The sequence below is a fragment of the Actinophytocola sp. genome, from assembly GCF_035634895.1.
Lineage (GTDB): Bacteria > Actinomycetota > Actinomycetes > Mycobacteriales > Pseudonocardiaceae > Actinophytocola.
This window is the reverse complement of the sequence record NZ_DASQCC010000257.1, coordinates 19,592-44,030: the sequence shown is the minus strand read 5'-3', so window position 1 is coordinate 44,030 and position 24,439 is coordinate 19,592. Positions and strand designations below refer to the sequence as shown.

Here is a 24,439-nt window from a genome sequence, read left to right as displayed (position 1 = left end):
GACCCGACTACAGAGGACTACGCCGTGTCCTTCGACATCAACGTCATTGACGTGAACGTGTACTTCGACCGCACCGAGAAGCTGACCCTGCGCCCGGGGGAGGGCTCGACCATCGCCGACCTCAAGGAGATGCTCGTGCTGGCGGGGCACGCGCACGCGCCGACGGACTTCGCGCTCGTCGACTACACGCCGATCCTCGACATCACCGACACCGAGCACATGGCGTCCCTGCCCGACACCGAGGAACTGGTCGACGACGGGACCTATCTCTTCGTGATGCAGTGATCCGCGGTGCCGCGGCGGGACCACGCGAACCGGCAGGACTGGGAATCTGGGATTCCGATACGACTTTCGGCCGCAGTCGCGCCCACCGCGCGGAACCTAGGTTGGTTGTTGCTGTTCCCTGAACAACCCCCTGCGTTCGGAAGGACATCAGCATGCGTAAGTCGAGGGCATTGGCCGCGGTCATGGGCACCGTGGCCGCGTTGGGCCTGGCGATGTCGGGCCAGGCCACCGCGCAGCCGGACATCATCGGCGGCGGCACGGTCAGCTCGGCGCCGTGGGGCGCGCAGATCTACTGGGACAACGTGTCGACGTACAACGGGTTCGAGTGCTCCGGCACGATCATCGCCGCGCAGTGGGTGCTCACCGCGCAGCACTGTCTCAACTCCGCCGGCATGCACGTGCGGGTGGGCAACGTGAACCTCGGCCAGGGCACACTGGTCGCGGTGGACCGGAAGGTGGCCTCGACGGCTGGCGACATGGGCCTGCTGCACCTGACCTCGCCGGTGTCGACCACCTACATGACGCTCGCGTCCAGCAACCCGCCGGTCGGCGCCACCAACCAGATCTACGGCTGGGGCCGCACCCTCAACCAGAGCCCGCCGTCGTCGGTGCTGAAGACGGCCAACGTCCAGGTGACCGGCACCAGCCGCGACGCCTACAACGGTCAGGCCATCGCCAGCCGCGGCGTCAACGGCTCCGCCTGGCACGGCGACTCCGGCGGCCCGGAGCTCTACAACGGCCAGCAGGTGGGCGTCTGCTCGACGGGCAGCAACTCCGGCTCCAACCCGCAGGGCACGCAGAACTACGCCAGCGTCACCGCCAACCGCTCGTGGATCAGGTCCACGGCAGGCGTCTGAGCCGGCCGCTTGGGGGTGGCCGGCGCCACCCCCAAGCCTCAGCGTTCCAGTGGAACGGCGATCGCACCCAGATAGCGGGGGTTCTCCGCCTCGTCGAGCATCGCCGCCGCGACGGTCGCCCGGCTGACGCGGGCCGGGAACACCCGGTGTGGCGCCGAGTCCAGCCCGACGACGCGCCGCTCCTGGCTCAGCGGCCCCGACGACAGCGGCCCCGCGTGGAACACCGTGCCGCCGGCCGCCAGCACCGAGGCGTCCGCCGTCACCTTGTCCACCAGCTCGGCGCCCATCAGTCGCAACAGGTTGCGGGTCGCCCAGCCGGCCGCCGCCGCGGACGGGCCGGAGCCGAACGCGCCCAGCCACACGATGTGCGCGGGCCGCGCATCGACCGCCGCGCGGGCACCGGCCGTCAGCGCGCCGGGTTTGTCGCCCTTCGCGTTGCCCAGGCCGGACAGCACCACCTTGCTGCCGTCCAGCGCCTCGGCGATCGAGGCGGTGCGCACGTCCGCCGCCACCCGGACCAGCCGCGGCGAGTCGGGGATGCTGCCGGGATTCCGCGCGACCGCGGTGACGGTGTGGCCGCGCTCCAGCGCCTGCCGGGTCAGTTCCAGTCCGGTGCCCCCGGACGCGCCAAGAACGGTGACGTGCATCAGGCGACCGTCGTCAGGACCGCGACCGCGGCCGTGTGCAGTGCCGGCGTCGTCACCAGGATGTCCTTCGCGCCCGGCAGCCACGGTGAACCGTCGATCCGGCTGACCACCCCGCCGGCCTCGGTGATCAGCAGGATGCCGGGCGCGACGCCGGGCAGCACCGGCTCGTACTGCCAGAACACGTCCAGCTGCCCGCTCGCCACCAGCAGCATCGGCGGCGTGGACGGCACGAACATGCGCACCAGGAGGGCGTGGTCCAGCATCGCGGTGACCGACTCGCCGATGCGGCGGTAGGTGCTCTCCTGGTCGGCCTCGGCCTGTCCGGTCGCCACGAGCGCGTCGTTCAGCCTGGACTTCGTGCCGACCCGCAGCGGCCGGTCGTCGCGGTAGGCGCCGCCGCCCTGGACCGCGGTGTAGGTCAGGTCGCCGACCGGCTGGCGGACCACGGCCAGCACCGGCTTCCGGTCCCGCACGAGCGTCACGTTCACCGACCACTCCGGCATGCCGTGCACGTGGTTGACCGCGCCCTCCACGTCGTCGACGGCCCACCACTCGCCGTCGTCCAGCGGCACGGTCTCCTGTTCGTCCTCCACCCAGCGCGCGCCGGGCCGCAGCGCGGTCAGCCCCGCGCGCAGGTCGTCCAGCATGACGTCCCGCAGGCGATGGCCTACGGCGGCCATGTCCGCCCGGCTGGACGGGCGCGCGTCGGGGGAGAACTCCGCGCGCACCTTCTCACCCGCCGTGTGGGCCAGCTCCGTGACGGCGGCGAGCAGGGCCAGGTCGTCGGTCATCTCATGTCTCCTCGGTGTCGGTGTGTCACCACGGACACTAGGAGCGATGGAACATGATGGCCAGTGCACTCTTGTTAGCCCAACAGTTACTCTGACGCATGTGGACCTGAACCTGTTGATGGCGCTGGACGCCCTGCTGGAAGAGAACAGCGTCGCGGCCGCCGCCGACCGGATGCGCCTGTCCGCGCCCGCGATGAGCCGCACGCTGGCCCGCATCCGCCGGGCGACCGGCGACGACATCCTGGTCCGCACCGGCCGGACGATGACCCCCACACCGCGGGCGCTGGCACTGCGTGAGGAGACGCGGGACCTGGTCAACCGCGCGCGGGCGGTGCTCACCCCGGTGCAGACCCTGCACCTGGACTCGCTGGACCGGACGTTCACCCTGCGCTGCCACGACGCGCTGGGCACCCTCCTGGCTCCCGCGCTGACCACCACGATCGCCCGCGACGCCCCGAACGTGCGGATCCGGTTCCTGGCCGAGCCGGCGGGCGACGTCACCGACCTCGCCCGCGGCCACACCGACCTGGAAGTCGGCGCGACGCGGCCGGCGCGCCCCGAGATCGCCGCCGAGGTGCTCGGCAGCGACCGGGTGGTGGCGGTGTTCCGCGCCGGCCACCCGTTCGCCGAGGGCGAGCTGACCCTGGCACGGTTCGCCGCGGCCGGCCACGTCACGGTGTCCCGCCGCGGCCGCCTGCACGGCGTGCTCGACGAGGTCCTCGCCGCCCATGGTCTTCGCCGGCGGGTGCTGGCCGCGTTGCCCACGACCACCGCCGCGCTCGAACTGGTCGCCCAGACGGACCTGGTGACCGTGGCGGCCGAGCAGGTGTGCCGCCCCAGCCTGACCCGGTTCGGCCTGGGTGCCCGTCCGGTGCCGGCCGAGCTGCCGCCGGTGCCGCTGATCCTCGCCTGGCACCACCGCTACGACACCGATCCCGCGCACGCCTGGCTGCGCGACCAGGTCCGGACCATCCTGCACACCATGCTCGGCGGCTGATCGGTCGTCGAACGGAGCTGACCGGAGCCGGAACCGCCTCACCCTCCGCCGGTCGGTCGCGCGCCGGCCTGACGCCAGCGGGCGGGGCTCGTGCCGTGCAGCTTGCCGAAGGTGCGGGCGAAGTATCCGGCGTCCGGGAAGCCCACCCGCCGGCCGACCTCGCCGATCGGCAGGTCGGTGGTGGTGAGCAGACGGCGGGCCTGCACCATGCGGCGCTCGTTGATCCACTGCTGCACGGTGCGGCCGGTCTGGCGGCGCACCGTCGACGTCAGGTGGCCGGGGGAGATGTTCACCGCCGCGGCGACGTCGCGCAGCGACAGCGGTTGCGGGTAACGCCGTTCGATCACCTCGAACACCTCGGCCAGCAGCGGTTCGTGGTTCTCGCGCAGGTCGCCCACCACGTCGGCGGCCAGCCGGGACACGCCGACCAGCAGCAGGGTGAGATGCGCCAGCGCGGCCTCCCGGTAGCCGTCGCGCCGCCGCGCCAGTTCCTCGCCCAGCGCGCGGATGCGGTCGACCCACCCCTGCCGGTCCGGCTCGGGCACCCGCAGCCGCAGCGCGCCGATCGCGCCGCCGCGCACGAACGGGAACAGCAACGGGTGCGTGCGCCAGGCGAGGTGCGCGCCGGGCACGTCCTGGCCGAGCGCGTCGGGGGTGAAGAACACGCCCCAGCCCTCGACGCCGGCCAGGTCGCCGGCGTGGATGTCGCCCATCATGTCGCCGGGCGCGATCACGAACAGGTCGCCGGCCTCGATCGGCCAGACCTGGCGGCCGGTGCGCAGCCGGCCGGCGGTGGTCTGGAAGTAGGCGAGGCCCGGGAAGTCGTGGGCGTGCTCCTCGAACGAGCCGTCGGGCCGCCAGCCGTGCTCCAGCCGCCACGTCGCCACCGGCAGCTCGCCGGGCGCCAGTCGCATGGAGTAGGTCGCCGGCCGGGTCCCGGTCGGCGACGTTCGCACGGTACGCACCGTCGAATCGTCCCATCAGACCCACGGATCGGTACAGATCCCCAGCTCCAGAAACCGCCAGAATGTCCACATGACCGAAAGAACGTCTCATGGCGACTACATCCCGGGACTGGGCAGGCACTTCCTGACCCCGCTGTACGACGTCGTGCACCACGTGTTCGGGCTGCAGCCGGTCCACCAGGAGATGATCGACCTGGCGGCACTCCGGGACGGGCACCGCGTGCTCGACATCGGCTGCGCGACCGCCAACCTGCTGCGGACGATCGGCCGGCAGCGCCCCGGGGTCGCGCTGGTCGGGCTGGACCCCGACCCGAAGGCGCTGGCCCGGGCCCGCCGCAAGGCCCGGCGGGCCGGACTCGACATGCGGCTGGACCGCGGGTTCGCCCAGGAGCTGCCGTATCCCGACGGCTCGTTCGACCGGGTCTTCTCCAGCCTGATGCTGCACCACCTGGAGGACACGGCGAAGGACCAGCTCCTGGCCGAGGCGCGGCGGGTGCTGCGCCCCGACGGACTGTTGATCGTCGCCGACCTGGTGGTCGACGAGCACGGACACCATGGCTCGCGCCGCATGCGCGCGCGGCTGCACGACAACGTCGGCGACGCCGTGTCCCGCCGGGTGGCCGCGGCCGGCTTCACCGTCGAGCCGACCCGCACGACCACGCTGGGCCGGCGAACGGCGATCGGCATCGAACTGGGCCGCGTGTCCTGACCTCCGCCGGACCCACTGTTCGCGTTGCCGGGCAACGGGTTCCGGACCCTGCTCGGCCCCGGAACGGTGGACGCGCCGTCGCCGGAACGACCGCGGCGCATCCACCCCGGACTACCGCGGCAGGGTGTCCAGCTCGCGCAGTGACGCACCCCGTTCCGCCAGCATGGTCGACGCGAAGGACCTCGTCCGCTCGTCCCTGGCCGACGTCGCACCCGACCGGGCCACCGTCGTGGACTCGCTCAGGTGAGCGCGGACCAGGCGGACGAAGTCGGTGTCGAAGTCGGTCGAGTACGACAGGCCGATCAGCTCGGCTTCCGTTGGCATGCCAGGCATGTCGTGACCCGCGTGGTTGTTGACGTACGGGACCGAGCCGAGGATCGCGTGTGCCTCGCCCAGCTCCGTCCGGCGGGTCGCGGCCAGTGCCCCGGCGAACGCACGCAGCCCGGGGGAGGCCGCGTGGGAGGCGCCCAGGTCCAGCAGCTTCACCGCCTGGTCGTCGGTCGCGATCGTCAGCTCGACGAACGCCCGTGCGGTCGCGTCAAGCCCGGACGCGACCGCACGAGCCCGCGGGGCAGGGTCCCGCGGCGCTGCGGGACTACGCACACCGCATGCACACAACGTGAGCAGCAGAGCGACTACTGCAGCGGTCGTCCGTCGTGCCCGCACTTGACCACCACGTTGATGCAGTCCCGCACACGTCGTTCCATCTCGCCAGCCGGCCAGACGTTGAAGAAGTCGCCGTGGAACGTCCTGCCGTCGCCGGAGGCGAGCCGCAGCACCGACGGGTCACCGCTCACGGGGTAGCGGATCACCATGCGGAGCTTGGGCACCGGCACCGGGTGCGACGACGGGCAGTTGCCCGCCACCGGGTAGGCCATGTGCGACTTGTGGTCCGTCGAGTCCAGCGACGTCCCGTTCCAGCACTGCGGGAAGTCCAGGTAGGTCTCCAGCTGCGTGCCGGCCGGGCAGTTCACGAAGTTCTTCGACGGGTTCACCTGTCCGGCGTGCAGGCACGACCAACGGGCGATGCTGTCCGCGTCGCCGGTCGCCTTGGCGTTGCCGGCGACGATCTTCAGGCCGACCGGGGTCGGCCGGATCGCGGCCGGGTTGTTCACGCCTTCGCCCAGGTAGTAGAAGGTGATGATGCTCGGCTGCACCGCCTGGTTGTTCCGGTACAGCGTCGGCACCCAGTAGGACGAGATGTCCACGGCCGGGTCGCAGTTGCCCGTCGAACCGGCCAGCTGGGTGTAGTCGGAGTTGGCGTTGGTCGCGTGGTTACCGAAGAAGTCGTGCGAGTGCGACGCACCGGCGAGGCCGGGGAGCACGATCGGGTCGTCGGGCAGTCGGTGGCTCAGCTGGCAGTCGGCGGGGAACTCGGCGACCCGGATCACCGCCGACGCAGCGCTCTGGTTCACCGACAGGGCCGCGAGCGACAGAAGCGCCGCCAGCCCGACGGTCAACCATCTGGTTCTGTTCTTCCTCATTGAAGACAAACTCCCTCGACTTTTTTGCAGGGGCCCGAGAGAGCGCTCTCACAGTGAGGATGACGTGACTCACAGCAACGGTCAACGGGTTTTGTTCTGAACAGGAACAAATAGGGCCGAACAGCGTAACGTGCTGGGTCATCTGTCGCAGAGTCTTGACAGAGTTCGTCCGAATTACCACCCTTTGATTTGGGAGAGCGCTCTCACGCCCCTGTTCCGTCCCCCAGTACCGCCGGCCGTTCCGGGTACCGGCGCGTGCAAAGGAGCACGCATGAGATCGCTTCTCTCGTTAGGGCTGGCCGCGGCGTTGGCGGTCACCCTCGTCCAGGCAACCCCGTCCGTCGCGGCGGGCGCGCTGCTCTCCCAGGGCCGTCCGGTCACCGCCTCCTCCACCGAGTCGGCCGCGTTCCCGGCGACCGCCGCGGTCGACGGTGACCTCGGCACCCGCTGGTCCAGTGCGTTCAGCGACCCGCAGTCGTTGCAGGTCGACCTCGGCGCCACCTACACCGTCGACCAGGTGACGCTGAACTGGGAGGCCGCCTTCGCGCGTGCCTTCTCGGTCCAGGTCTCGACGGACGCCGCCAACTGGTCCACCGTGTACACGACCACCAGTGGAACCGGTGGCACGCAAGCACTTCCGCTCAACGCCTCGGCGCGGTACGTCCGCCTGAGCCTCACGACCAGAGCCACGCAGTACGGCTACTCGCTGTGGGAGTTCGGGGTCTACGGCACGACGGGCGGCGGCGGCCCGTCGCCGACGGAAACCCTGCTGTCGTACAACAAACCGGCAACCGCGTCGACCTACCAGGACGACGGCGCCTGCTCGGGCTGCGTCCCGGCACGGGTCACCGACTACGACCCGGCCACCCGCTGGGCCACCAGCGCGACGAACGGCTGGGTCGACCCCGGCTGGGTCACGATCGACCTCGGCGCGACGGCGACCGTCACAAAGGTCGTCCTGCAATGGGATCCGGCATACGCCACCGCGTACCAGATCCAGGTGTCGCCGAACAACTCGACCTGGACCACGATCTACCAGACCACGCAGGGCCACGGTTTCAAGGAGACGCTGACCGTCTCCGGCAGCGGCAGGTACGTCCGCATGTACGGCACCGCAAGGTCGAACGGCTACGGCTACTCGTTGTGGGAGTTCCAGGTCTACGGCACCGGCGGCAACCCGACGGCACCGCCGGCCACACCCTCGCCGAACTTCACCCGGCTGGCGTGGAGCGACGAGTTCAACGGCGCGGCCAACTCGACGCCCGACCCCGCCAAGTGGACACCGGAGGTCGGGCCGGGCGTCAACAACGAGCTGGAGTACTACACGAACAACAACAACGCGCGCATGGACGGCGGCGGCAACCTGGTGATCCAGGCCAGGCGCGAGGTGACGGCCGGGTCGAGCTGCCCTCCGGACCCGTTGTCGGGTGGGAGCACGACGTGCCAGTACACGTCGGGCCGGCTGAACACGGCCGGCAAGTTCGAGTTCACCTACGGTCGCGTGGAAGCCCGGATCAAGGTGTCGACGACACAGGGGTTGTGGCCGGCGTTCTGGTTGCTGGGCGCGAACTTCTTCCAGGGCCGGCCGTGGCCGTACTGCGGTGAGATCGACATCCTGGAGCACGTCGGCAAGGAGCCGAACAACGTGTACTCCACACTGCACGCCCCGGCCTACAACGGTGGCGGTGGCTACGGTTCGCCGCTGGCACTGTCCACACCAGCCGGTTCGCAGTTCCACGTGTTCGCGGTGGAGTGGGACGCGACCCAGATGCGGTTCTTCGTGGACAACAACAACTTCTTCACGGCGAGCCGCGCCACCGTGGAGTCGACGAGAGGCCCGTGGGTCTACGACCACCCGTTCTTCATCATCCTGAACAACGCGGTGGGCGGTGACTGGCCAGGCCCGCCGAACGCGAGCACCCAGTTCCCGCAGAACCTGACGATCGACTACGTCAGGGTCTACCGCTAGCCGGCAGGGGGAGGTGCGGTGGGGACTTCGGCCGTCTCCACCGCACCTTCGCCGTCAGCCCGCGTAGACCGTGCCGGCCTCGACGAAGCAGAGTGAGTTGCCCCAGGGGTCCTCGACGTAGAAGGACCGTTCCCCCCAGGGGCGGACGGTGATCTCGCCGCCTGGTTCACCGTGGACCTGTTCGGTGGACAGGCAGTCCAGCTCCGCGGCGCGGTTGTGCACCGCCTTGAGGTCGTGGACGGCGAAGTACAGCGACTTGGGCAGCGGCCGCACGGCCTGGTGCCCGGAGACGTCGAGCACCTGGAGGGTGACGCCGCCGCAGGTGAAGTAGTAGCGGGCGCCGGCCTGGCCGCGGCCGGTGACGTCGAGCAGGGTCGAGTAGAACGTGAACGCCTGCTCGAGGTCGGCGACCTCGATGTTGAGACGGAACAGTTGTGGCTCGTCGGTCACGGCTTGCCTTCCGGTGCGGACTGGTGTTCGGACAGGGGTTTGGCGAACCAGTTGAGCCACCGCGTTGCCAGGTCGATGCGTTCGAGGTCGAGGAGGTAGGTCCTCGACCGGCCCTGACGTCGGGTCGTCACCAGGCCGGCGTCCTCCAGTACCTGCAGGTGGCGTGAGGTGGTTGGCCAGGCGTGCTCGAACATCCGGGCGATGTCGCCCGCCCCCATGGCGCCGCCTTCGAAGTACAGCGTGATCAGGATCTGCCGCCGTGTCGCATGGGACAGGGCGGCGAACAGCCGATCGTAGGCGGCGCCATCGGGCGATTCGTGCACCGTCGAATTATTAGCGAACTCGCTAATAATCGTCAACCACGGTCACGACCGGTACCGGAACAGGATCCGGCCGCGGTTCAGGTCGTACGGGGTCAGCTCGACGAGAACCCGGTCGTACGGCAGGATCTTGATGTAGTTCTTCCGTATCTTCCCGCTGATGTGCGCCAGCACCTTGTGCCCGTTCTCGAGCTCCACCCTGAAGGTGGCGTTGCGCAGGCACTCGATGACGGTGCCCTCGACCTCGATGCCCTTGGTCGCCTTGGCCATGTCTCCCGCCGCCCTCAGCCGAGTACCAGCTCGAGGTTGCTGCCGGCCCGCCGGGCACCGACGCCGTCGAACAGCGCCGAGGCCGCCACGTTGGCCTCGTGCACCTCGGCCGACGCCGACTCGGTCCCACGGCCGTGCAGCGAGCCCAGCACGTCGGCGAGCAGTGCCCGAGCGACGCCGCGGCGGCGCAGGTCGGCCCGGACCGCGACCAGCCCGATCCGTGGCCGCCGGGGCAGTGCCGCCACCCGGACCAGCCCCACGTACTCGCCGTCCTGTGCGGCCACCGTGTACTTCGACAGGTCCCGCATGGTGTCGCCGTCGAGGCGGGGCAACACCTCGGCCGGCATGTTGTGCCAGCCGACCGTGGCCCCGACCTCGGCGCGCACCGCGCGGTCCAACGCCAGCAGCCGGCCCTCCTCCGCCGCACCGGCGGCGACGACCGTCACGCCAGCGGGCGGTCGTGCCGAGCCGAGCCCGGTGACCCGAGGGTCCGTGGGCACGAGGTACTCCCACTCGCGGCGCCGAGTCGTGAAGCCCGCACGTGCCCAGCTGGACGCCAGGTCGTGGTCGGCCTCGTCGACCACCGTGTAAAGGGGCTTGGGCAGGTCCGCCAGCATGACATCGGCGAGCTGGTCGAAGACCGGGGTGTGCCACGCGTCGATGCTGAGGAACAACCGGCCGTCGGGCCTGCGGGAGACGTCACCGCGACCGACCACCCGGTCGTCCTCCAGAGCGTGCCACCGCGAGTCCGCGACACGCGTGATCAAGGATTTCATGAGGTTGTCGCCTTTCGGGATTGCCTTCGTCAAGGCGCTCCCGGGCGACGCCTACGTCAGTCGCCCAACCGTGAGGACGAGGGGAGCACCCACGTCGAAACTGTTCATGGGTCTCACCTCCTGAGGTCGTGTCACGGCGTTGATCACCATACCAGCACGCCACACCACCCGGTCCAGCCATTTTCCGCCGAGCTACCGGCTGGCCGGCGGCTTGCGGCCGACGCCGGCCCAGAGGACGGAATGGCTGGGCTCAGCGAACTTCACGTTGCTCGCCGATTCCTCGGGGTGCCACAGCGGCGCCCACACCATGCCGGGCTGGACCAGGTCGAAGTCGCCGAGTAGGACGTCGACCGCGCCGTGTGACCGGCAGTAGGCCTCGCTGATGTGCCAGTCGTCGCACAAATGGTGCAGGGTAACGAGTTTCGAGGTCAGCTCGGTCGGCACGCCTTCGCTGGTGATGTGGGATATCCCCAGGTACGAACCAACCGGGATCAGTTCACGGTAGCGGGCCATGAGCGCCACGGCCGGATCCTGTTCGCCCGGCTCCGGGGGCAATGAGTGGAGTGCCGAGAACATCAGCACCGCGACCGGCTCGTCCCAGTCGAGGACGCACGTGCTCCTCACCCGACGCCACAGCTCGTCCGGACTTCGCAGGTCGGCGTTGACGACCACGTGCCGGTCGGGATCGCCCTCCTGGTCGAGGAGAATCTCGGCGTGTGCGACCGCGACCCCGTCGTTGTCCACGTACACGACCTTGGTGTCGGGCGCGACGCCGTTCGCTATCTGATGAGTGTTCTCGGTGCTGAACATCCCGGAGCCGATGTCGACGAACTGCCGGACACCGAGCCGGACGAGATGTCTCACCACGCGATGGACCAACATCCGGTTGGCTTTGGCAATGTCACGGAATTCCGGGAACTGGTCGAGTATTCGGCTGGCGAACGATCGATCCATCGCCCAGTACGCGGAGCCGCCCAGCAGAAAGTCGTACACGCGGGCAACGCTGGGATGTTGCAGGCCCACTTTCGGTGACGTGGTCGCGGATAAGAGTGCGTCAGGCACGATGCGGCCCTTCCCCAAAGATGCCGAGTCCTGTTCATCGTACACATCCTGCGGACAGGTGCATACAGTCAATTGCAGAACGCAGCAACTCAGAGGTCCGACGACTGACCGCTCCTGGTCAGTCCTTTCAGGAATTCCCGGCTGTCCGCGACGTCGAGCGCTGCGGCGGACAGGTCCGCCCAGTGCTCGCGACATTTATCCAGCTCGAACGCGGTCCGGCACTTGCGCGAACCACCCGGATACTCGATGTAGACGAATTCGCTGTGGGCGTGCTTCTCGTCGAACAGAAGATGTTGAAAATCGCTGTCCACGTAGCGGATGTCGGCATCGAATGTCAGAATCCGAACTTCCAGCTGACCGTGGGCGGCCAGGAGTCTGAGCAGGTGGTCGGCCTGATCGACCACAATTTTCGCGTTGCGTCCGCCCGGCATCCGGTGAAACGACGACTCGCTGAGGATCACGCGGTACGAAGGCGGGTTGGGCACGGTGAACAGTTTGGTGCGGGCCGTCCACCCGCGGAGCACGCGAGTGATCTCGTAGGTGTCGTTGAGTTGGAGTCTGTGCTGTTCGAGGATGTACATCTCGGACTGCAGTGGGCCCGGTATGCGTTCGCTGTGCCAGCACCGGATCTCGCGAGCCTCCGGTTCGACCTCGCTGAGCGTGCCGAACGCCGCCATCGTGTCCGAGTGCTTCGTCCGTGTCGGACCGTACTGCAGGTCGAGCGCGGCCAGCTTGCGCAGCTCGACCGCGTCCTGCGGCGAGACCTCGTACAGCTTGATGAGTATCTCCAGCTCGCTCGGTTCGATCCGGACGAGCTTCGTCTCGATCTTGTTGATCTTGGCCTGGCCGCACCCGAGTCGCCCGGCCACTGCCTTCTGGGTGAGTTTGGGCCGGACCCTTTCGCGTGCCCGGCGCAGGAGTCGACCCAGCTGTTGTCGACGGGCGGTGGCTTCATCGTTCACCCGATAGTCACCTGTTCACTCGTAAGTGGTGTTTGACGGCGAGAATAGTGACGTTACGGAGTTGAGACAACGATCACGCGCGGGATGTCGAACGCGGTTTCGTCTTGATCGCCGGGTCAGTCCACTGTTCGACAGTGCGCCAGGAATGCCGTCCATGGGACGTCGGCCAGCGCGTGGAGTGCGGTCTTGCTCTTCGAGTCGCGAATGACGACGCCGGCGCGGGTGCGGCCCACCTCCACGCAGTTCTTTTCCGGTGTACAGGCGCTCGACCTGACCCAGGTTCGACTGGAGCTGATGTCTCGCACGCCGGCCGCCATGGCGGTCCCTCCCAAGGACGCAAGAACGTTGGGAATAATCCTGCCGCCGGAATATTCCCGGGAGCAACCCGCGCACCGAATCGATAGTCGATACGTGACCTTCAGTGGACAAATTATGGACAAGATCCCGAGCGCGACGCCGCGGCGTTTGATCAATTGTTGACCCGGTTTGCCGGCGGATCGGAATAGTCCGGTGACCGGATTATTCTCATGGAATATTCCCCGGCGACAGCGGGCAGTGACCAACAGTTTGGTTGGGACTATTCCAGGTGCGAGATGCGGTCAAGGGAAAGTTGCCGACGCGTTTGTCATAGGGCACCATGTCACCCGGCACGATCGCCTCGAGTGGTCGTAGTCGAGCAATCCGGGCCATTTTCCCTGAAAGGCACTCATCGACACACGTCGCAGTGTGGACACACTCGCGGCTGTTCCCGGCGGCCCGGGAGTTCTGCTCTCTGACTCCTGGGGGCCTGGGATGTCCACGCTGCACACATCAGGCCCTTCGGGGCACCCGTCGGACCAAGGAGCATGATGTCCGCGACCGCAGAAGGCCAGCCGTCCCTCTGGCAGCCTGGACATGGCGACCTCGAGATCTGGTACCGGACGCTCGAGGTGTACGCGGCCTCCGCGCCGCGGGACAACGCCCACTTCCACGGGCCACACGTCGCGGTGCCGGCACCGCTGGAGCGGGTCGAGGAAGGCCTTCGCTGGCTCGAGGCCCAGCACGGGACCGAACTGGACGCCGTACCACTGCCGACGCTCGAGCAGCTGCGTGCCGAGCTGGCCGCGCGGTGTCATCCCCGCGGCGACATGACAACCCTCGACAGCGGTTCTCCGTGCCACAACCTGTGGCACTGGATCAACGGCAGCTGACGGCGACTACCTGTTCGAGGGGGGACACACGTGCAGAGCGACAGAGCTTTCCTGAGGTTTTCCGTTCCCGACAAGGAACTGCTCGTCTCCCGCCTGCTCGCGGTGGTGGCGGCGGCGTGCCTGGTGACCGCCGCCGCCACACAGCTGCTCGACCTGGGCAGCGGGCACGATGCCCATCCACGCCACTGGGTGGTGGCCGTGGGATGCACCGTGCTGGGCGTGCGCATCGTGGCGTACGCCCAGCGCAACGCCGTCGGCTGGCTGATCCTGGCGATCGGGCTGTGCAGTGCGCTCACCGTGGGTGCGCAGGCCGTGTCGATCTGGTTCCTCCCGGCCTGGGTGGGCACCTGGTCGTGGTGGCCCAGCTACGCGCTCCTGCCGGTGCTGGCCCTTGTCTTTCCCACCGGCCGGCTGACCTCGGCGCGCTGGCGGCCGGTCGGCGCCGTCGCCGCGTTCGGCCTGGTGCTTCCCATGGTCGGCATCGCGTGGGCCTCGTGGTCGTCACCGGCCACCTTCTGGGACGCCGTCGTCGCGGGCACCGCGAGGGGCGGCCTACCCGTGGTCCTCACGGTGATCGGCATCGTGTGTCTCTTCGCCGGCTTGGCCGGTGCCGTGCTCTCCCTTCTCGTCCGGTGGCTGCGGGCGCCCCGCGACGAACGGCGGCTGCTCGTCTGGTCGGTCGGCTGCACGGCGTTGCTCACCCCCACCCTGTTCCTCGAGATGGCCGGCCCCGGCACGCTCTGGGTCGCGTGGGCGGCCGTGGCCGCCGCGTTCCCGGTGGCCACGTTGGTCGCGATCCTCCGGTACGGCCTCTACGACATCGATCTGCTCGTGCACCGATCGGTGCTGTTCGGACTGCTCACGATCGTCCTTGCCGGTGCCTACACGGTCGCCGCCGTGGTCCTCACCGCGCCGCCGACCCCGGGGCACGTCATCGGCACCGTGGCGGTGGTGCTGCTGCTGGCCCCGCTCTACCGGCTGCTGCGCACACTGCTGGACCGCTGGCTGTTCGGTGAGCGCGCCGACCCCTACCGTGCGCTCTCACGACTCGGCGAGCAGCTCGAGAACCTGCTCCAGCCCGACGAGGTGTTCAGGACGATCGCCCGTTCCGTCGGCAGCGCGCTCAAGCTGCCCTACGTCGCGGTCCGGGTCGACAGCCTGCTCGCCACGAACGGCGCCAGCCGGCAATGGCCCCAGCTCACGCTTCCGCTCAGGTACAACGGTGACGACATGGGCACCCTGATCGTCGAGGCCCGTGCGCCGGAGGAGAACTTCGGGCGAAGCGAGCGGCGCCTCCTCGACGACCTCGCCCGCCAGGCCGCCTTCGCGGCCAGGTCGGCCCGGCTCGCGAAGGAGCTCCAGCGGGTCGGCGAGGAACACGTCGAGGACCTCGTCTACATCACCGGCGAGGTGCACGACAACGTCGCGCCGGGCGTGGCCGCGGTCCGGCTACAGGTCGACGCGCTGCGCAGGACGCTCGCCTGCGCGGACATCCAGCTCGGCAGGCGACTCGGCCTGATCGTCGAGGACCTCACGAACGTGCTCGGCGAGATCCGCCATGTCGTCCGGTCCGTGCGCCCGCACGGCCTGCATGCCGGCCTGGTCGAGACCGTGCGGCGACGTGCCGCGAAGTTCACGAGCGAGGACCTCGTCGTCAACATCACCCCCGTCGGCATGCTCGACCGTCTGCCCGCGAACGTCGAGGACGAGGCGTACCGGGTCGTCAGCGCGGCACTGAGCAACGTCGCCGAACACGCCGGCGCCTCGGTCTGTGAGGTCCGGCTCGTCCGGCACGCCGAACGGCTCGAGATCAACGTCACCGACGACGGCACGGGCATCCCGGCGGACGCCGTGCCCGGGGTCGGGCTCGAGTCGATGCGTCGCCGTTGCGAGACGCGAGGAGGGTCGTTCTGGACGGAGCGTCTGCGCCTGGGGACCAGGATCGTCGCCTTCCTCCCCATCGAGGAACCCACCGCCACCGCCACACATCACGAGGGAACAGATGGCCGCTGAACCAGGAGTGCCGGCGGACACGACTCTGCGTGTCGTGATCGTCGAGAACCACGCCCTGTATAGGAAGGGGCTGCGTGCCCAGTTCGAGACGGACTCCGCGATCGAGGTGATCGCGGAGTTCGACAACGCGACGGAGGCCGTGCGGGAGGTGGTCAGGTTACGTCCGTCGGTCGTGCTGATGGACCTTCACCTGCCGTGGAAGTCCGGCGCGCGCTCGACGTACTGCGGCGCCCAGGCGATCACGGAGATCCGGAAGTCCTGGCCACAGGCGAACATCGCCGTGATCTCCATGTTCGACGACGAGGAACGGGTACGCGAGGCACTCAAGGCCGGTGCGCGGTCCTACGTGTCGAAGGACGGTGAGCCGCACGAGGTGGTCCACGCCGTCCGCCTGACCGCACAGGGAAAAGGCTTGTTGAACCGCGAAGCCAGCGAGGTCGTGAAGAAGATCCTCCCCAACTCCAGGAACGGGGGTACGTCGTTCGCCGAGCTCGGCCCGCGCGAGAACGAGCAGCTCGCCCTGGCCGCGGCCGGGTACACCGACAGGCAGATCGCCGGCACGCTCGGCCTCGCGCCGAAGACCGTGGCCAACTACTGGACGAACATCAGGACAAAGCTGGGTGTGCCAACCCGTGAGGCGGCGATCGAGCTGGCTCGTGGCAACGGTTTCCGGCCGGACGACAAGGCCCCCAGCAACTCGGGATAACCCAGGTGATCCCGCTCTGTCGCCTGGGAAGGTGGGAAGGGCAGCGTCTCTGACATGATCAGCAAAGAACAACCTTGCTACCGCACGGTCTTCGGGGTCGACGTCGAGAGCTCCACGAAGCGGAACAACAGCGCGAAGGCACGGATGCGCGACGCCATGTACGACCTCGTCACGGAGGCGTTCGTCCGCAACGACATAGCCGCGGACGACCACGACCCGTTCCTCGACAGCGGGGACGGCCTCGTCGCGTTGCTCCGCCCGATCGACCGGGTGCCGAAGACCCTGCTGCTGCACTCCGTCGTCCCGACACTGGGCCGACTGATCGACGACCACAACACACACCGCCCGGGGGACCGCCTCCGCCTCCGCGCCGTCCTACACGCCGGCGAGGTGCACTACGACTCTCGCGCGGCTTTTGGTGAGACCCTGGACATCGCGTTCCGCCTACTCAACTCGCCCGTGGCCAAACGCGCCCTGCGCAGGATGACCGTCCCCCTCGTCCTAGCCGTGTCGGACGACATCTACCAGTCCATCATCCGCCACAACTACGACGGCATCGACCCACTCGGCTTCACGGCGTTCATGACCAAACGCAACTCGACCACCTGGGACTCCGGCTGGCTCCACGTGCCCGGCCAGGTCAACCATCCTCTCCTCGACGGCGACTTCGCAGGCCAACCATCCGTAACCACATGACGCCCACCGGTGGCTGGGCCGCGATGCTCACCGCGGCCCAGCCAAACGGATCGAGAGATCACTCACGTCGATCCCCCATCAGCGACACCACGACTCGACCATCGCCGCGAAGTCGGGGAACTCGGCTCTGGCTGCCGCGAGTACCTCGGCGGGTGTGCGTGGTTCGAAGTCCCGGTACTCCGTGGTCTGCATGCACCGTACCCGCCCGGTACGACGTCGGCGCCGAGCCCGATCAGCGGTCGGCGACCGTTACCAACAGATGGAATGGCGCTCGGGAGAATGGGCTATGCGATACGCAGTCCATGTCGAGGAGTCGATCGACATCGCCGCGCCGCCGGACCTCATCTACGCGACCATCGTCGATGTCGAGAACTGGGGACGGTTCAGCCCGGAGACCACCGGCGCGAGCTGCCAGGACGACGGGGGAGAGCTGCGGGTCGGAGACAGGTTCTCGGGCCACAACCGCCGCGGCGCGCGCCGTTGGACCACCCACTGTGAGGTGACGGTCGCCGACGCCGCCCGGTGCTTCGAGTTCCGCAGCGGAGCGGTCGGTTTGGCCATCGCGACCTGGCGCTACGAACTCGAACCCACCACCACCGGCACCCGAGTGACAGAAATCTGGCACGACAACCGAGGCCGCCTCATGCGCGTCATCGCCGTCCTGGTCTCGGGAATCCGCGACCGAGCGACACACAACAGCCAGTCGATGCGAGAAACACTGCACCGCCTCAAAAACCACCTGGAACACCAGCCGATCCCGTAAGCGATCAACGAGGACCGACCTGCGTAGTTCCTGCGGGAACCCTGTTACTCGGCTCAACTACCCCTGACATTGGCGAAGTTGCGACGAGATCTGGGCCGGTGACCGACAATAAGCACATGGTGCCTGGACTAGAGGTTGCGGTGGGCTTCGTGATCGCCTGGTTCGCCCGCAAGGCGGGCCGCGCTTGGAAGCGTGTTGACGGCATGGCCGATGAGGCGCTCGACGCTGGCCTGGACAAGCTGCATGACGTGGTGATGGCCAAGCTGGCCGGCGACTCCGCCTTGAAACAGCTTGAAGCGGAAGCCGCCACCAGCGGCGACGCCAGCGCTCGAACCCGGACCCGCGTGCGCCTGGCTTTGGAAGAGGCTGCCGAGCAGGACACGAGGTTCGCCGCCGACCTCGAGTCCGCGGTGGCCAGGTTGCAGGTCTCGGCCGGCGACCACGGTGTAGCGATCGGTGGGGACGTCCGCGCCGACAGCGGTGTCTCGATCGTGATGACCGGCGGCTCGATGACCATGGAGCAGTCGGGCCCTTTCGTGTCGGGCGGGTGATCTCCCCGCACATAGCCAGCCTCACCACGGTCGTCGGGCGCGCATCCGAACTCGATGCCCTGCGCGCCGCATTCCGGTCCACCAACGTCCAGGTGCTCACCGGGATGGGTGGGGTGGGCAAGACCAGTCTCGCCAGGGCATATGCTCAGCGACACCGTGACGACTACGGCGTGTTGTGGTGGGTGCGGGCCGAGGATCCAGCGGCCATCGACGCGGAGTTCCGGCCACTGCTGGAGGTTCTGTTGCCGCCGGGCGAGGCGGCACGGGTGCCAAACGCCCGGATGACGGCATTCACCCACCTTTCCCAGCAGAGCAAGCCCTGGCTTCTGGTGCTGGACAATGTGCCGGATGCCGCGGTGGCGCACGATTTGCTGCCGGCTGGTGACTGTGATGTGTTGATCACCAGCCGAGCCAACATATCGCCGAAGGCGACAACGGTTGAGCCGCTCGCCACCGCCGCGGCGATTGAGCTGCTCACCGTCCGGTCCGGCGACGTCAACCCGGCGGCGGCCGAGGCGCTGGCGCAGGAGTTGGGTGGTCTGCCGTTGGCCCTGATCCAGGCTGCGGGTTTCGCCCACAAGAACGCGATCGATCTGGCTACCTACCATCGGCTGTATCGGGATCGCAGTGCCGAGTTGCATCGCGAGGGTCGCCCGGCTGACTATCCCCACACGGTCGCCACGACTTGGCGGCTCGCCATCGACCACCTCAGCGAGCCGGCCCGGGAGATGCTCAACATCCTCGCTTTCTATGCTCCTGACGCGATCCCGATGGAGCTGTTGTTCCGTGAGATGCATGAATGGGACCGTGTTCGCACGATCGGTGAGCTTGTCGAGAACAGTCTGATCATGCAGGCGGAAAATGTGGGCACGGTAACCATGCATCGCCTCGTGCAGGTGGCGACTCGTGACCTGCTCGGTCCAGAAGTACACCCGTGGGCGGCGCGAGCCCGCGCTCTCGTTGCGGCGGCCATGCCGCACGAGGACCGGGTCCTGTCGTCCAGGAACAGTGTTGATATCTGGAATGCCCTGCGCACCCACACGCGCGCACTTCTCGGTCACGTGTCGCAGGAGCATCCGGAAACGCTTGCCATACGTCACTCGCTGGCGGACTGGATCGGGAACGTGGAGCGGTCACGGGACCTGCTGGCCGAGTTGCTGCCGATTCGGGAGCGAGTCCTGGGTGCCGAGCATCCCGACACACTGAGGACCCGGCACCTCCTGGCGCATTGGACCGCGGTGGCGGGAGACATGGTAGCCGGGTACGGACAGTTCGTCCGGCTACTACCAATCCAGGAACGGGTGCTGGGTGTCGAACACATCGACACCTTGCGAACGCGCGATGGGATCGCCTACTGGACGTCGAGGTTGGGGAACGTTGCCCGGGCGCGGGACCTTTACGCGGAACTACTTTCGATGCGCAAGCGGGCTCTGGGTGCCGAGCATCCACAAACTCTGCATACCCGGCTCAAGCTGGCGGAATGTACCGCCGACTACCTGAGTGACGCCGCACGAGCCAGGGACGGGTTTGTTGAGTTGGTGCCTATCCAGAAGCGACTACTGGGAAATGACCATGTTGACACTCTGATCACCCGTGTCAATGCGGCGCGCTGGACAGGAAAGGCGGGAGATGCGGCGGGAGCCCGGGACCAGTATGTCGAACTGGTTCCAGTTGTCGAACAGATATGCAGAAAAGAGGACCGCTTCCTGCTCTACATCCGACGCGAGCTGGCCCATTGGACGGGGGAGGCAGGAGATGTGGCGCGCGCGCAGGAGTTATGGGCCGAATTGCGGCTGGCCCTGGAGCGAGTGCCGCATGTCAGGGACCCGGGTATCTCGACTACCCGAGAGACCCTCAACTATTGGGCAGAGCTAGCTTTTGGGGAGGAGGAAGAGGGGTCAGGTCAGGGTTAGTGCTGCGGACCACTGGAGATCCTCGAACGGTCAAGGCATGGGGGCAACGTGTGGGTAGGTCTGTGTGCACCAATGCGGCAACCTCCCGTAAGTCGAACGCGTCGACGGCCCGTTGTCTTGTTCACGGTGCCGCGGCCCAATGTGGTCAAGGTAGTGCGGGGTTGGCCGTTACCAGCGGCCAACCCCGCACAGTCGGGTGTCGTCCAGGAGCGAACTGGCGAGGGAACCCGGAGCGCCCCGCATTCACTCGATCGGGTGACATGCACGCTCACCTCTGATTAACGACGTTCGGCGCTACCTTCACAACCCCTGCCAGGTAACCGACACCAATGCACCATCCTGCACCAACGCCTGACCTGCGACTATGGCGCGGTGGCCATAATTGTGGCCCTGGATGAGTGAACCCGGCCTCGTTCCGTCGAGCCGTTGGTGCAAGGGTTGTTTCCGACTTGGCGTCTGCACCAACAGTTGTTGCCAGTTTCGCCGGATCTTCGCCCGGTTCTTCCGTAACCCCTCTGTGACCGCCAGACTTGTCGTCTCTGACAACCGTTGAGGGTTACCGCCTCAAGAACACCGCTCTGTCAGAAACTTTTTTGTCCAGGAGCGAACTAGTGAAAGGTGTTTGTCTATGATCCCCCGAACGAGGGTCATCCAGGTCTCCGGTGGGTTTGTCTCGCCGCCGGTCAAGGGCGCCGGACCGTCGATGCCAGACCCCGATCGTGCTGATGTTGTTCGCCGTCCGGCTATGGGTTCCCCGGTGCGATGTCGCCCTGGTGGTCCGTGCCGCGCGAGCGGCCGCGTGCGCCCGCAGTGCACTGACACGAGGAGGTGAGGGTGTAGCTGGGCGCCACTGGGGTGTTTTGAGATGCCACGTCAGCAGCCGCCGCCCGATCCCCGCCAGGGAGCAACGGCGGCGTTCGCGCAGAAGCTGTACGCGCTGCGGCAGGCGGTAGGAAGCCCTTCCTATCGGCAGATGGGGGAGCGGGCGAGTATCTGTCACACGTCGCTGTCCCGCGCGGCGAAGGGTGACCGCTTTCCCACCTGGGAGACCACCAAGGCGTTCGTACTTGCCTGCGACACCGATGTCCAGCTGTGGAGAGGGCGGTGGGAGGCCGCGAAGCTCGAGATCGAGGAAGAGAGGCGCCTCCAGAACCTGCCCACGGTTCCTTTCAGACCGATATCGCTCCACAGTCCGATCTACGACCCTGACCCATCACAGAGTGACCCGGCACAGCACGACGGATCGCCTGTCTCGGTGATCCGCCGTGCGAGCGCGACGGATCCGTTGGGCGCGGCGGTTCCCTTGGCCGGCGAGCTGCCGGCCCTCACCCGCCAGCTCGCCGCCGAAATTCAGGTGGGGTCCCCCATTGCCGCGACCGACCCGACACCTGTTCCGGCGGACGAGCCGGCCAGCACGACGGCCGAGCGCAACGAGGACACGACAGTACGGCTCGTGTCAGCCGGACACGGCGAGCGATGTCGCGTCGTCGGGACCAGCAACCGCCCGGCCGGCGCGCACCGCAAAGCCGTCAGTCGCAGGCTCACGCTACGACTCTCGCTGCGAATGGCGACCCATCGCCGACCACACCGCCCGAAGCTGGGCCCTCCGCTCCCGGAAGAACGTCCCCCGCTGCGGCGACGAGCAGTCAACTTGTGGCTCGCCGTCGGCCTGGCGCTGATCGTGGCCTGGATCGTCGTTACCGTGCTGCACGAGTTCGGCCGATGATGGGTCGTAGGGTTTCGCGAGATCTTCAGGCGGGAGCGTGGTCCCGAGCCTTTTGTAGACCGACCAGCGCGTCCCGACCTACAGCCCGGCAGAAGCGGGGCCGACCCACGCCGCGGTTTCTCTTGGTCCGGCAGGTGCGGACCCGGGAGGTAACAGCGAAGCGGGAAGGAGGTGGGCCCTGATGAGTGTGCACTCCATCTCGGGGGCTGGCCCGGACGTGCCACCGGCCAACGGCCAGTCTGCGGTGGAACCATCACCCACCTCAGTACTTGACCTGGTCAACCGCACGCTAGCTGACCCGGCCCGGACCGCCAGCGCCACCAAGATCGTGACGTCCGTGTCGAAAGGAGCCGCCCATGTCATCGCGACGATCGGGCTCGTTTTCCTCGCGTGCACGATCATGGTCGGTCTTCTGATCCATGTTACTGGCTCGGGGTCCGCGCTCGGCGGAGCCGTTGCCGTCGGCGGGTTTAGTGCTGTCGCCGGCGGCCGCTATCTATGGAATCGCCGACCTACTCAGCGCCGACGAGCCGCCCCGAGAAGGCGATCATGAACAGGGCGCTCGAAGCGTCTTGACAGCTGTGCAGCGGGTCCCGCCTTGAACCGCCGCCTGGTCGGTGTGCTTCTCGCCGTCAGTTCGGTCTGGGCGCCGGGACGGCGCCCGACGGCGTGACGCTCGTGGTGCCCCGCTTCTTGACGTGCTCGATCACCAGTAGGCCCACGCCCACATGCAGGCCACCCACCACACCCAAGCCGATCACGCACAGGAGCCACGAGAAGACGACGTCGTACGACATCGCGTCCAGTCGTATCGCCGCAGCGATGGTGATCAAGGCGCCGACCGCGACCACCAATCCGATCTTGGTGAGCAGACGGCTGCCACGCAACGACGTCCGTACCGCATGGGCGACGCCGTACACAGGCGCGATCACGGTCGCAAGAATGACGGTTTGCTGTGGCACCGCCCCGATCCACAGCAAAGACACCAGCGCAGTGGGCAGCACCGCCCAGCCCAGGGCCGTCACCGACCTCGGCCGCGGCAGATGAAACACCACCAGGGCGGTGACAAACAGCGTCGACCCGATGACGATCATCACCATGAATGCTGGTTTGCCCAGAAAGAGGCACCACAGGCCCCATGACACGGCGTACAACACACCGGCGAGACCTGCCGCCAGGACGCGTACGCGCAGCACCCAGAGAAAACTCGGACGGCCCTTTGATTCGGCCTTGACGGCCCGGTGCGCCAAGGCCGCGAACAGGAAGCCGAGTGCGGTGAACAGCTTGAACAACTTGCCCGGCCGGTGGTAGACGGTCGCCAACCGCGCCTCGGCGAAATCCTCAACCTCCTCGGGCCGCCGGATCACCTCCACCCAGCGCATTGCCTTGTAGGCCAGCCACGGCGACATCTCGGTGCACTCGTTGACCACAAGCCCGAGAACAACCCCCACCATCACGTCCAGCCAGCCGTTCACGAGGCACCTCCGGGTATGAAGCGGCGGATCGCCGAGCCGCCGGCCGAGTCGGGGCGGCGTTGGGCCAGCAGTGCGGTCGCCTCAACACGGCCCGTCGGCGTCAGCCGGTAGTAGCGGCGACGCGGTCGGGACTCGCCGGCGGGCAGTTCCTCCCAGGTGCCGGTGATCCACCCCCACTCCTCCAAGCGCTCCACGATTCCGTACACGGTCGGCCCGGAGCGCTTGGTCGCTTTCATGATCGTCCAACCGTGCGGGTCCTGGCCCTGCTGGAAGCCCGCGACGAGCACCTCCAACACGTCCAAGAGCGGGCGGGTGATCCGCCTGGTCTCTGCCATACCGCTTATCTTACCTAGGAAGGATTAGCCCGATCCGGTACATCTTCACCTGTCGTCCTGCCAGGTACCGCCGGTGTCGCCGGCCAACCTGCAGGGATAGGGAGCCGTCAGTGTGTAAGCCCTAGGCGACCAGATCCGGGCGTTGCCCGTGGCGGACCTGGATCCGCCCGCAGACGACCTCGCCGAGTTCAAGGAGGCCGTGCCTGCAGGCGTGGCGCGCGACGACCGGTAGTTGACTGCGCATATGAGGTAAGCGGTTCGTCGGATCGTGGATCCGACGACGAAGTGGCGTTTTGCGTTTCTTGGGCATGGTGGCTGGGGTAGTCGCTGCTGTCGGGGGTCAAGCGGCGGCGGAGTTGCTCGAGAAAACCCAGGAATTCTCGCCACCCTTTGTGGTCAAAGGAACCGATAAAACACTTCTTCGAGGGCGAGGTCGAGTGCGACGAACATGTGCCGCACCCCGCCGGTGCGTTCGTAAGTAGCGCGGAAGCGCTTCGGTTGCTTGTGTGGGAGCCGGCCCTTACCGG

At 67.7% G+C, this 24,439-nt stretch carries 28 protein-coding genes; 14 read left to right on the top strand and 14 right to left on the bottom strand.

Features of this window, described 5'->3' with window-relative positions; genetic code table 11:
* Positions 1 to 24 precede the first annotated feature (24 nt).
* Entirely contained in the window at positions 25 to 285 is a 261-nt protein-coding gene (locus tag VET29_RS39770; RefSeq protein WP_324931167.1) for a hypothetical protein, read from the top strand.
* A 152-nt stretch (positions 286 to 437) separates the two neighbouring features.
* Positions 438 to 1,142, top strand: coding sequence for a S1 family peptidase (locus tag VET29_RS39765; RefSeq protein WP_324931164.1), 705 nt, complete (start codon positions 438 to 440; stop codon positions 1,140 to 1,142).
* A 38-nt stretch (positions 1,143 to 1,180) separates the two neighbouring features.
* On the opposite strand, the gene VET29_RS39760 is transcribed toward VET29_RS39765, so the two are convergent.
* Positions 1,181 to 1,789: an NAD(P)-dependent oxidoreductase gene (locus VET29_RS39760; protein WP_324931161.1), complete on the bottom strand. Its 609-nt coding sequence runs from the start codon at positions 1,787 to 1,789 to the stop codon at positions 1,181 to 1,183.
* Complete coding sequence (locus tag VET29_RS39755; RefSeq protein ID WP_324931159.1) at positions 1,789 to 2,580, bottom strand: inositol monophosphatase family protein; 792 nt, start codon at positions 2,578 to 2,580, stop codon at positions 1,789 to 1,791. The genes VET29_RS39760 and VET29_RS39755 overlap by 1 nt, the downstream gene beginning before the upstream one ends.
* Positions 2,581 to 2,680: 100 nt before the next feature.
* Here VET29_RS39755 and VET29_RS39750 point away from each other — a divergent pair, with 100 nt between their 5' ends.
* Positions 2,681 to 3,577 (top strand): LysR family transcriptional regulator, encoded by an 897-nt coding sequence (locus VET29_RS39750; protein ID WP_324931156.1) that lies wholly within the window; start codon positions 2,681 to 2,683, stop codon positions 3,575 to 3,577.
* A gap of 38 nt (positions 3,578 to 3,615) precedes the next feature.
* On the opposite strand, the gene VET29_RS39745 is transcribed toward VET29_RS39750, so the two are convergent.
* Positions 3,616 to 4,542, bottom strand: a complete 927-nt coding sequence (locus tag VET29_RS39745; protein WP_324931153.1) for an AraC family transcriptional regulator — start codon at positions 4,540 to 4,542, stop codon at positions 3,616 to 3,618.
* Positions 4,543 to 4,612: 70 nt separating this feature from the next.
* Between VET29_RS39745 and VET29_RS39740 the strand changes: the two genes are divergently transcribed.
* Positions 4,613 to 5,251 (top strand): class I SAM-dependent methyltransferase, encoded by a 639-nt coding sequence (locus VET29_RS39740; RefSeq protein WP_324931149.1) that lies wholly within the window; start codon positions 4,613 to 4,615, stop codon positions 5,249 to 5,251.
* Positions 5,252 to 5,362: 111 nt separating this feature from the next.
* Here VET29_RS39740 and VET29_RS39735 read toward each other — a convergent pair whose 3' ends face one another.
* Positions 5,363 to 5,854 carry a DUF305 domain-containing protein gene (locus VET29_RS39735; RefSeq protein WP_324931146.1) on the bottom strand — a complete coding sequence of 164 codons (492 nt, stop codon included), beginning with the start codon at positions 5,852 to 5,854 and terminating at the stop codon, positions 5,363 to 5,365.
* Positions 5,855 to 5,886: 32 nt separating this feature from the next.
* Complete coding sequence (locus VET29_RS39730; RefSeq protein WP_324931143.1) at positions 5,887 to 6,735, bottom strand: DUF1996 domain-containing protein; 849 nt, start codon at positions 6,733 to 6,735, stop codon at positions 5,887 to 5,889.
* A 271-nt stretch (positions 6,736 to 7,006) separates the two neighbouring features.
* On the opposite strand from VET29_RS39730, the gene VET29_RS39725 reads away from it, so the two are divergent.
* A complete protein-coding gene (locus VET29_RS39725) occupies positions 7,007 to 8,704 on the top strand; it encodes a discoidin domain-containing protein (protein WP_324931140.1) in 1,698 nt (565 codons plus the stop codon).
* Between the two features lie 54 nt (positions 8,705 to 8,758).
* Here VET29_RS39725 and VET29_RS39720 read toward each other — a convergent pair whose 3' ends face one another.
* From VET29_RS39720 to VET29_RS44260, 7 genes are all read right to left on the bottom strand, one after another.
* Positions 8,759 to 9,154: a VOC family protein gene (locus VET29_RS39720; RefSeq protein WP_324931137.1), complete on the bottom strand. Its 396-nt coding sequence runs from the start codon at positions 9,152 to 9,154 to the stop codon at positions 8,759 to 8,761.
* Positions 9,151 to 9,477, bottom strand: a complete 327-nt coding sequence (locus VET29_RS39715; RefSeq protein ID WP_324931134.1) for a metalloregulator ArsR/SmtB family transcription factor — start codon at positions 9,475 to 9,477, stop codon at positions 9,151 to 9,153. Before VET29_RS39715 ends, VET29_RS39720 begins: the two co-directional genes overlap by 4 nt.
* Positions 9,478 to 9,519: 42 nt before the next feature.
* Positions 9,520 to 9,744 carry a translation initiation factor IF-1 gene (infA, locus tag VET29_RS39710; RefSeq protein WP_324931131.1) on the bottom strand — a complete coding sequence of 75 codons (225 nt, stop codon included), beginning with the start codon at positions 9,742 to 9,744 and terminating at the stop codon, positions 9,520 to 9,522.
* A 14-nt stretch (positions 9,745 to 9,758) separates the two neighbouring features.
* On the bottom strand, positions 9,759 to 10,520 hold the full coding sequence (locus VET29_RS39705) for a GNAT family N-acetyltransferase (protein WP_324931128.1): 762 nt from the start codon (positions 10,518 to 10,520) through the stop codon (positions 9,759 to 9,761).
* 192 nt (positions 10,521 to 10,712) lie between these two features.
* The gene (locus tag VET29_RS39700) at positions 10,713 to 11,627 is read right to left on the bottom strand and encodes an SAM-dependent methyltransferase (RefSeq protein WP_324931125.1); all 915 of its coding nucleotides are present in this window, start codon (positions 11,625 to 11,627) and stop codon (positions 10,713 to 10,715) included.
* 44 nt (positions 11,628 to 11,671) lie between these two features.
* Positions 11,672 to 12,544 (bottom strand): helix-turn-helix transcriptional regulator, encoded by an 873-nt coding sequence (locus tag VET29_RS39695; protein WP_324931123.1) that lies wholly within the window; start codon positions 12,542 to 12,544, stop codon positions 11,672 to 11,674.
* A gap of 116 nt (positions 12,545 to 12,660) precedes the next feature.
* Positions 12,661 to 12,777, bottom strand: a complete 117-nt coding sequence (locus VET29_RS44260; RefSeq protein ID WP_414636726.1) for a hypothetical protein — start codon at positions 12,775 to 12,777, stop codon at positions 12,661 to 12,663.
* Here VET29_RS44260 and VET29_RS39690 point away from each other — a divergent pair.
* The 9 genes from VET29_RS39690 (at position 12,731) to VET29_RS39650 (ending at position 22,102) form a co-directional block, all read left to right on the top strand.
* Positions 12,731 to 13,024, top strand: a complete 294-nt coding sequence (locus VET29_RS39690; protein ID WP_324931121.1) for a hypothetical protein — start codon at positions 12,731 to 12,733, stop codon at positions 13,022 to 13,024. The two genes, VET29_RS44260 and VET29_RS39690, sit on opposite strands and share 47 nt — an antisense overlap.
* A 368-nt stretch (positions 13,025 to 13,392) precedes the next feature.
* Complete coding sequence (locus VET29_RS39685) at positions 13,393 to 13,734, top strand: hypothetical protein (protein WP_324931118.1); 342 nt, start codon at positions 13,393 to 13,395, stop codon at positions 13,732 to 13,734.
* Positions 13,735 to 13,764: 30 nt separating this feature from the next.
* Positions 13,765 to 15,747 carry an ATP-binding protein gene (locus VET29_RS39680; protein WP_324931115.1) on the top strand — a complete coding sequence of 661 codons (1,983 nt, stop codon included), beginning with the start codon at positions 13,765 to 13,767 and terminating at the stop codon, positions 15,745 to 15,747.
* Positions 15,737 to 16,453 (top strand): response regulator transcription factor, encoded by a 717-nt coding sequence (locus tag VET29_RS39675; protein WP_324931112.1) that lies wholly within the window; start codon positions 15,737 to 15,739, stop codon positions 16,451 to 16,453. Before VET29_RS39680 ends, VET29_RS39675 begins: the two co-directional genes overlap by 11 nt.
* Before the next feature lie 54 nt (positions 16,454 to 16,507).
* On the top strand, positions 16,508 to 17,149 hold the full coding sequence (locus VET29_RS39670; protein WP_324931109.1) for a hypothetical protein: 642 nt from the start codon (positions 16,508 to 16,510) through the stop codon (positions 17,147 to 17,149).
* A gap of 259 nt (positions 17,150 to 17,408) precedes the next feature.
* On the top strand, positions 17,409 to 17,912 hold the full coding sequence (locus VET29_RS39665) for an SRPBCC family protein (protein ID WP_324931106.1): 504 nt from the start codon (positions 17,409 to 17,411) through the stop codon (positions 17,910 to 17,912).
* A gap of 140 nt (positions 17,913 to 18,052) precedes the next feature.
* Positions 18,053 to 18,463, top strand: a complete 411-nt coding sequence (locus tag VET29_RS39660; RefSeq protein ID WP_324931103.1) for a hypothetical protein — start codon at positions 18,053 to 18,055, stop codon at positions 18,461 to 18,463.
* The gene (locus VET29_RS39655) at positions 18,460 to 20,376 is read left to right on the top strand and encodes a tetratricopeptide repeat protein (protein WP_324931101.1); all 1,917 of its coding nucleotides are present in this window, start codon (positions 18,460 to 18,462) and stop codon (positions 20,374 to 20,376) included. Before VET29_RS39660 ends, VET29_RS39655 begins: the two co-directional genes overlap by 4 nt.
* Before the next feature lie 865 nt (positions 20,377 to 21,241).
* Positions 21,242 to 22,102 (top strand): hypothetical protein, encoded by an 861-nt coding sequence (locus tag VET29_RS39650; RefSeq protein WP_324931098.1) that lies wholly within the window; start codon positions 21,242 to 21,244, stop codon positions 22,100 to 22,102.
* 632 nt (positions 22,103 to 22,734) lie between these two features.
* On the opposite strand, the gene VET29_RS39645 is transcribed toward VET29_RS39650, so the two are convergent.
* Together VET29_RS39645 and VET29_RS39640 are read right to left on the bottom strand one after the other, a co-directional pair.
* The gene (locus tag VET29_RS39645; RefSeq protein ID WP_324931095.1) at positions 22,735 to 23,577 is read right to left on the bottom strand and encodes a hypothetical protein; all 843 of its coding nucleotides are present in this window, start codon (positions 23,575 to 23,577) and stop codon (positions 22,735 to 22,737) included.
* Positions 23,574 to 23,912, bottom strand: a complete 339-nt coding sequence (locus VET29_RS39640; protein WP_324931092.1) for a PadR family transcriptional regulator — start codon at positions 23,910 to 23,912, stop codon at positions 23,574 to 23,576. The genes VET29_RS39645 and VET29_RS39640 overlap by 4 nt, the downstream gene beginning before the upstream one ends.
* Positions 23,913 to 24,439 lie beyond the last annotated feature (527 nt).

What these genes read in the sequence shown, in the direction of transcription:
- VET29_RS39765 (WP_324931164.1), top strand. Translation starts at nt 438, where the DNA reads ATGCGTAAGTCGAGGGCATTGGCCGCGGTCATGGGCACCGTGGCCGCG.
- VET29_RS39760 (WP_324931161.1), bottom strand. Translation starts at nt 1,789, where the DNA reads ATGCACGTCACCGTTCTTGGCGCGTCCGGGGGCACCGGACTGGAACTG.
- VET29_RS39755 (WP_324931159.1), bottom strand. Translation starts at nt 2,580, where the DNA reads ATGACCGACGACCTGGCCCTGCTCGCCGCCGTCACGGAGCTGGCCCAC.
- VET29_RS39740 (WP_324931149.1), top strand. Translation starts at nt 4,613, where the DNA reads ATGACCGAAAGAACGTCTCATGGCGACTACATCCCGGGACTGGGCAGG.
- VET29_RS39730 (WP_324931143.1), bottom strand. Translation starts at nt 6,735, where the DNA reads ATGAGGAAGAACAGAACCAGATGGTTGACCGTCGGGCTGGCGGCGCTT.
- VET29_RS39725 (WP_324931140.1), top strand. Translation starts at nt 7,007, where the DNA reads ATGAGATCGCTTCTCTCGTTAGGGCTGGCCGCGGCGTTGGCGGTCACC.
- infA (WP_324931131.1), bottom strand. Translation starts at nt 9,744, where the DNA reads ATGGCCAAGGCGACCAAGGGCATCGAGGTCGAGGGCACCGTCATCGAG.
- VET29_RS39705 (WP_324931128.1), bottom strand. Translation starts at nt 10,520, where the DNA reads ATGAAATCCTTGATCACGCGTGTCGCGGACTCGCGGTGGCACGCTCTG.
- VET29_RS39685 (WP_324931118.1), top strand. Translation starts at nt 13,393, where the DNA reads ATGTCCGCGACCGCAGAAGGCCAGCCGTCCCTCTGGCAGCCTGGACAT.
- VET29_RS39675 (WP_324931112.1), top strand. Translation starts at nt 15,737, where the DNA reads ATGGCCGCTGAACCAGGAGTGCCGGCGGACACGACTCTGCGTGTCGTG.
- VET29_RS39670 (WP_324931109.1), top strand. Translation starts at nt 16,508, where the DNA reads ATGATCAGCAAAGAACAACCTTGCTACCGCACGGTCTTCGGGGTCGAC.
- VET29_RS39665 (WP_324931106.1), top strand. Translation starts at nt 17,409, where the DNA reads ATGGAATGGCGCTCGGGAGAATGGGCTATGCGATACGCAGTCCATGTC.
- VET29_RS39650 (WP_324931098.1), top strand. Translation starts at nt 21,242, where the DNA reads ATGCCACGTCAGCAGCCGCCGCCCGATCCCCGCCAGGGAGCAACGGCG.
- VET29_RS39640 (WP_324931092.1), bottom strand. Translation starts at nt 23,912, where the DNA reads ATGGCAGAGACCAGGCGGATCACCCGCCCGCTCTTGGACGTGTTGGAG.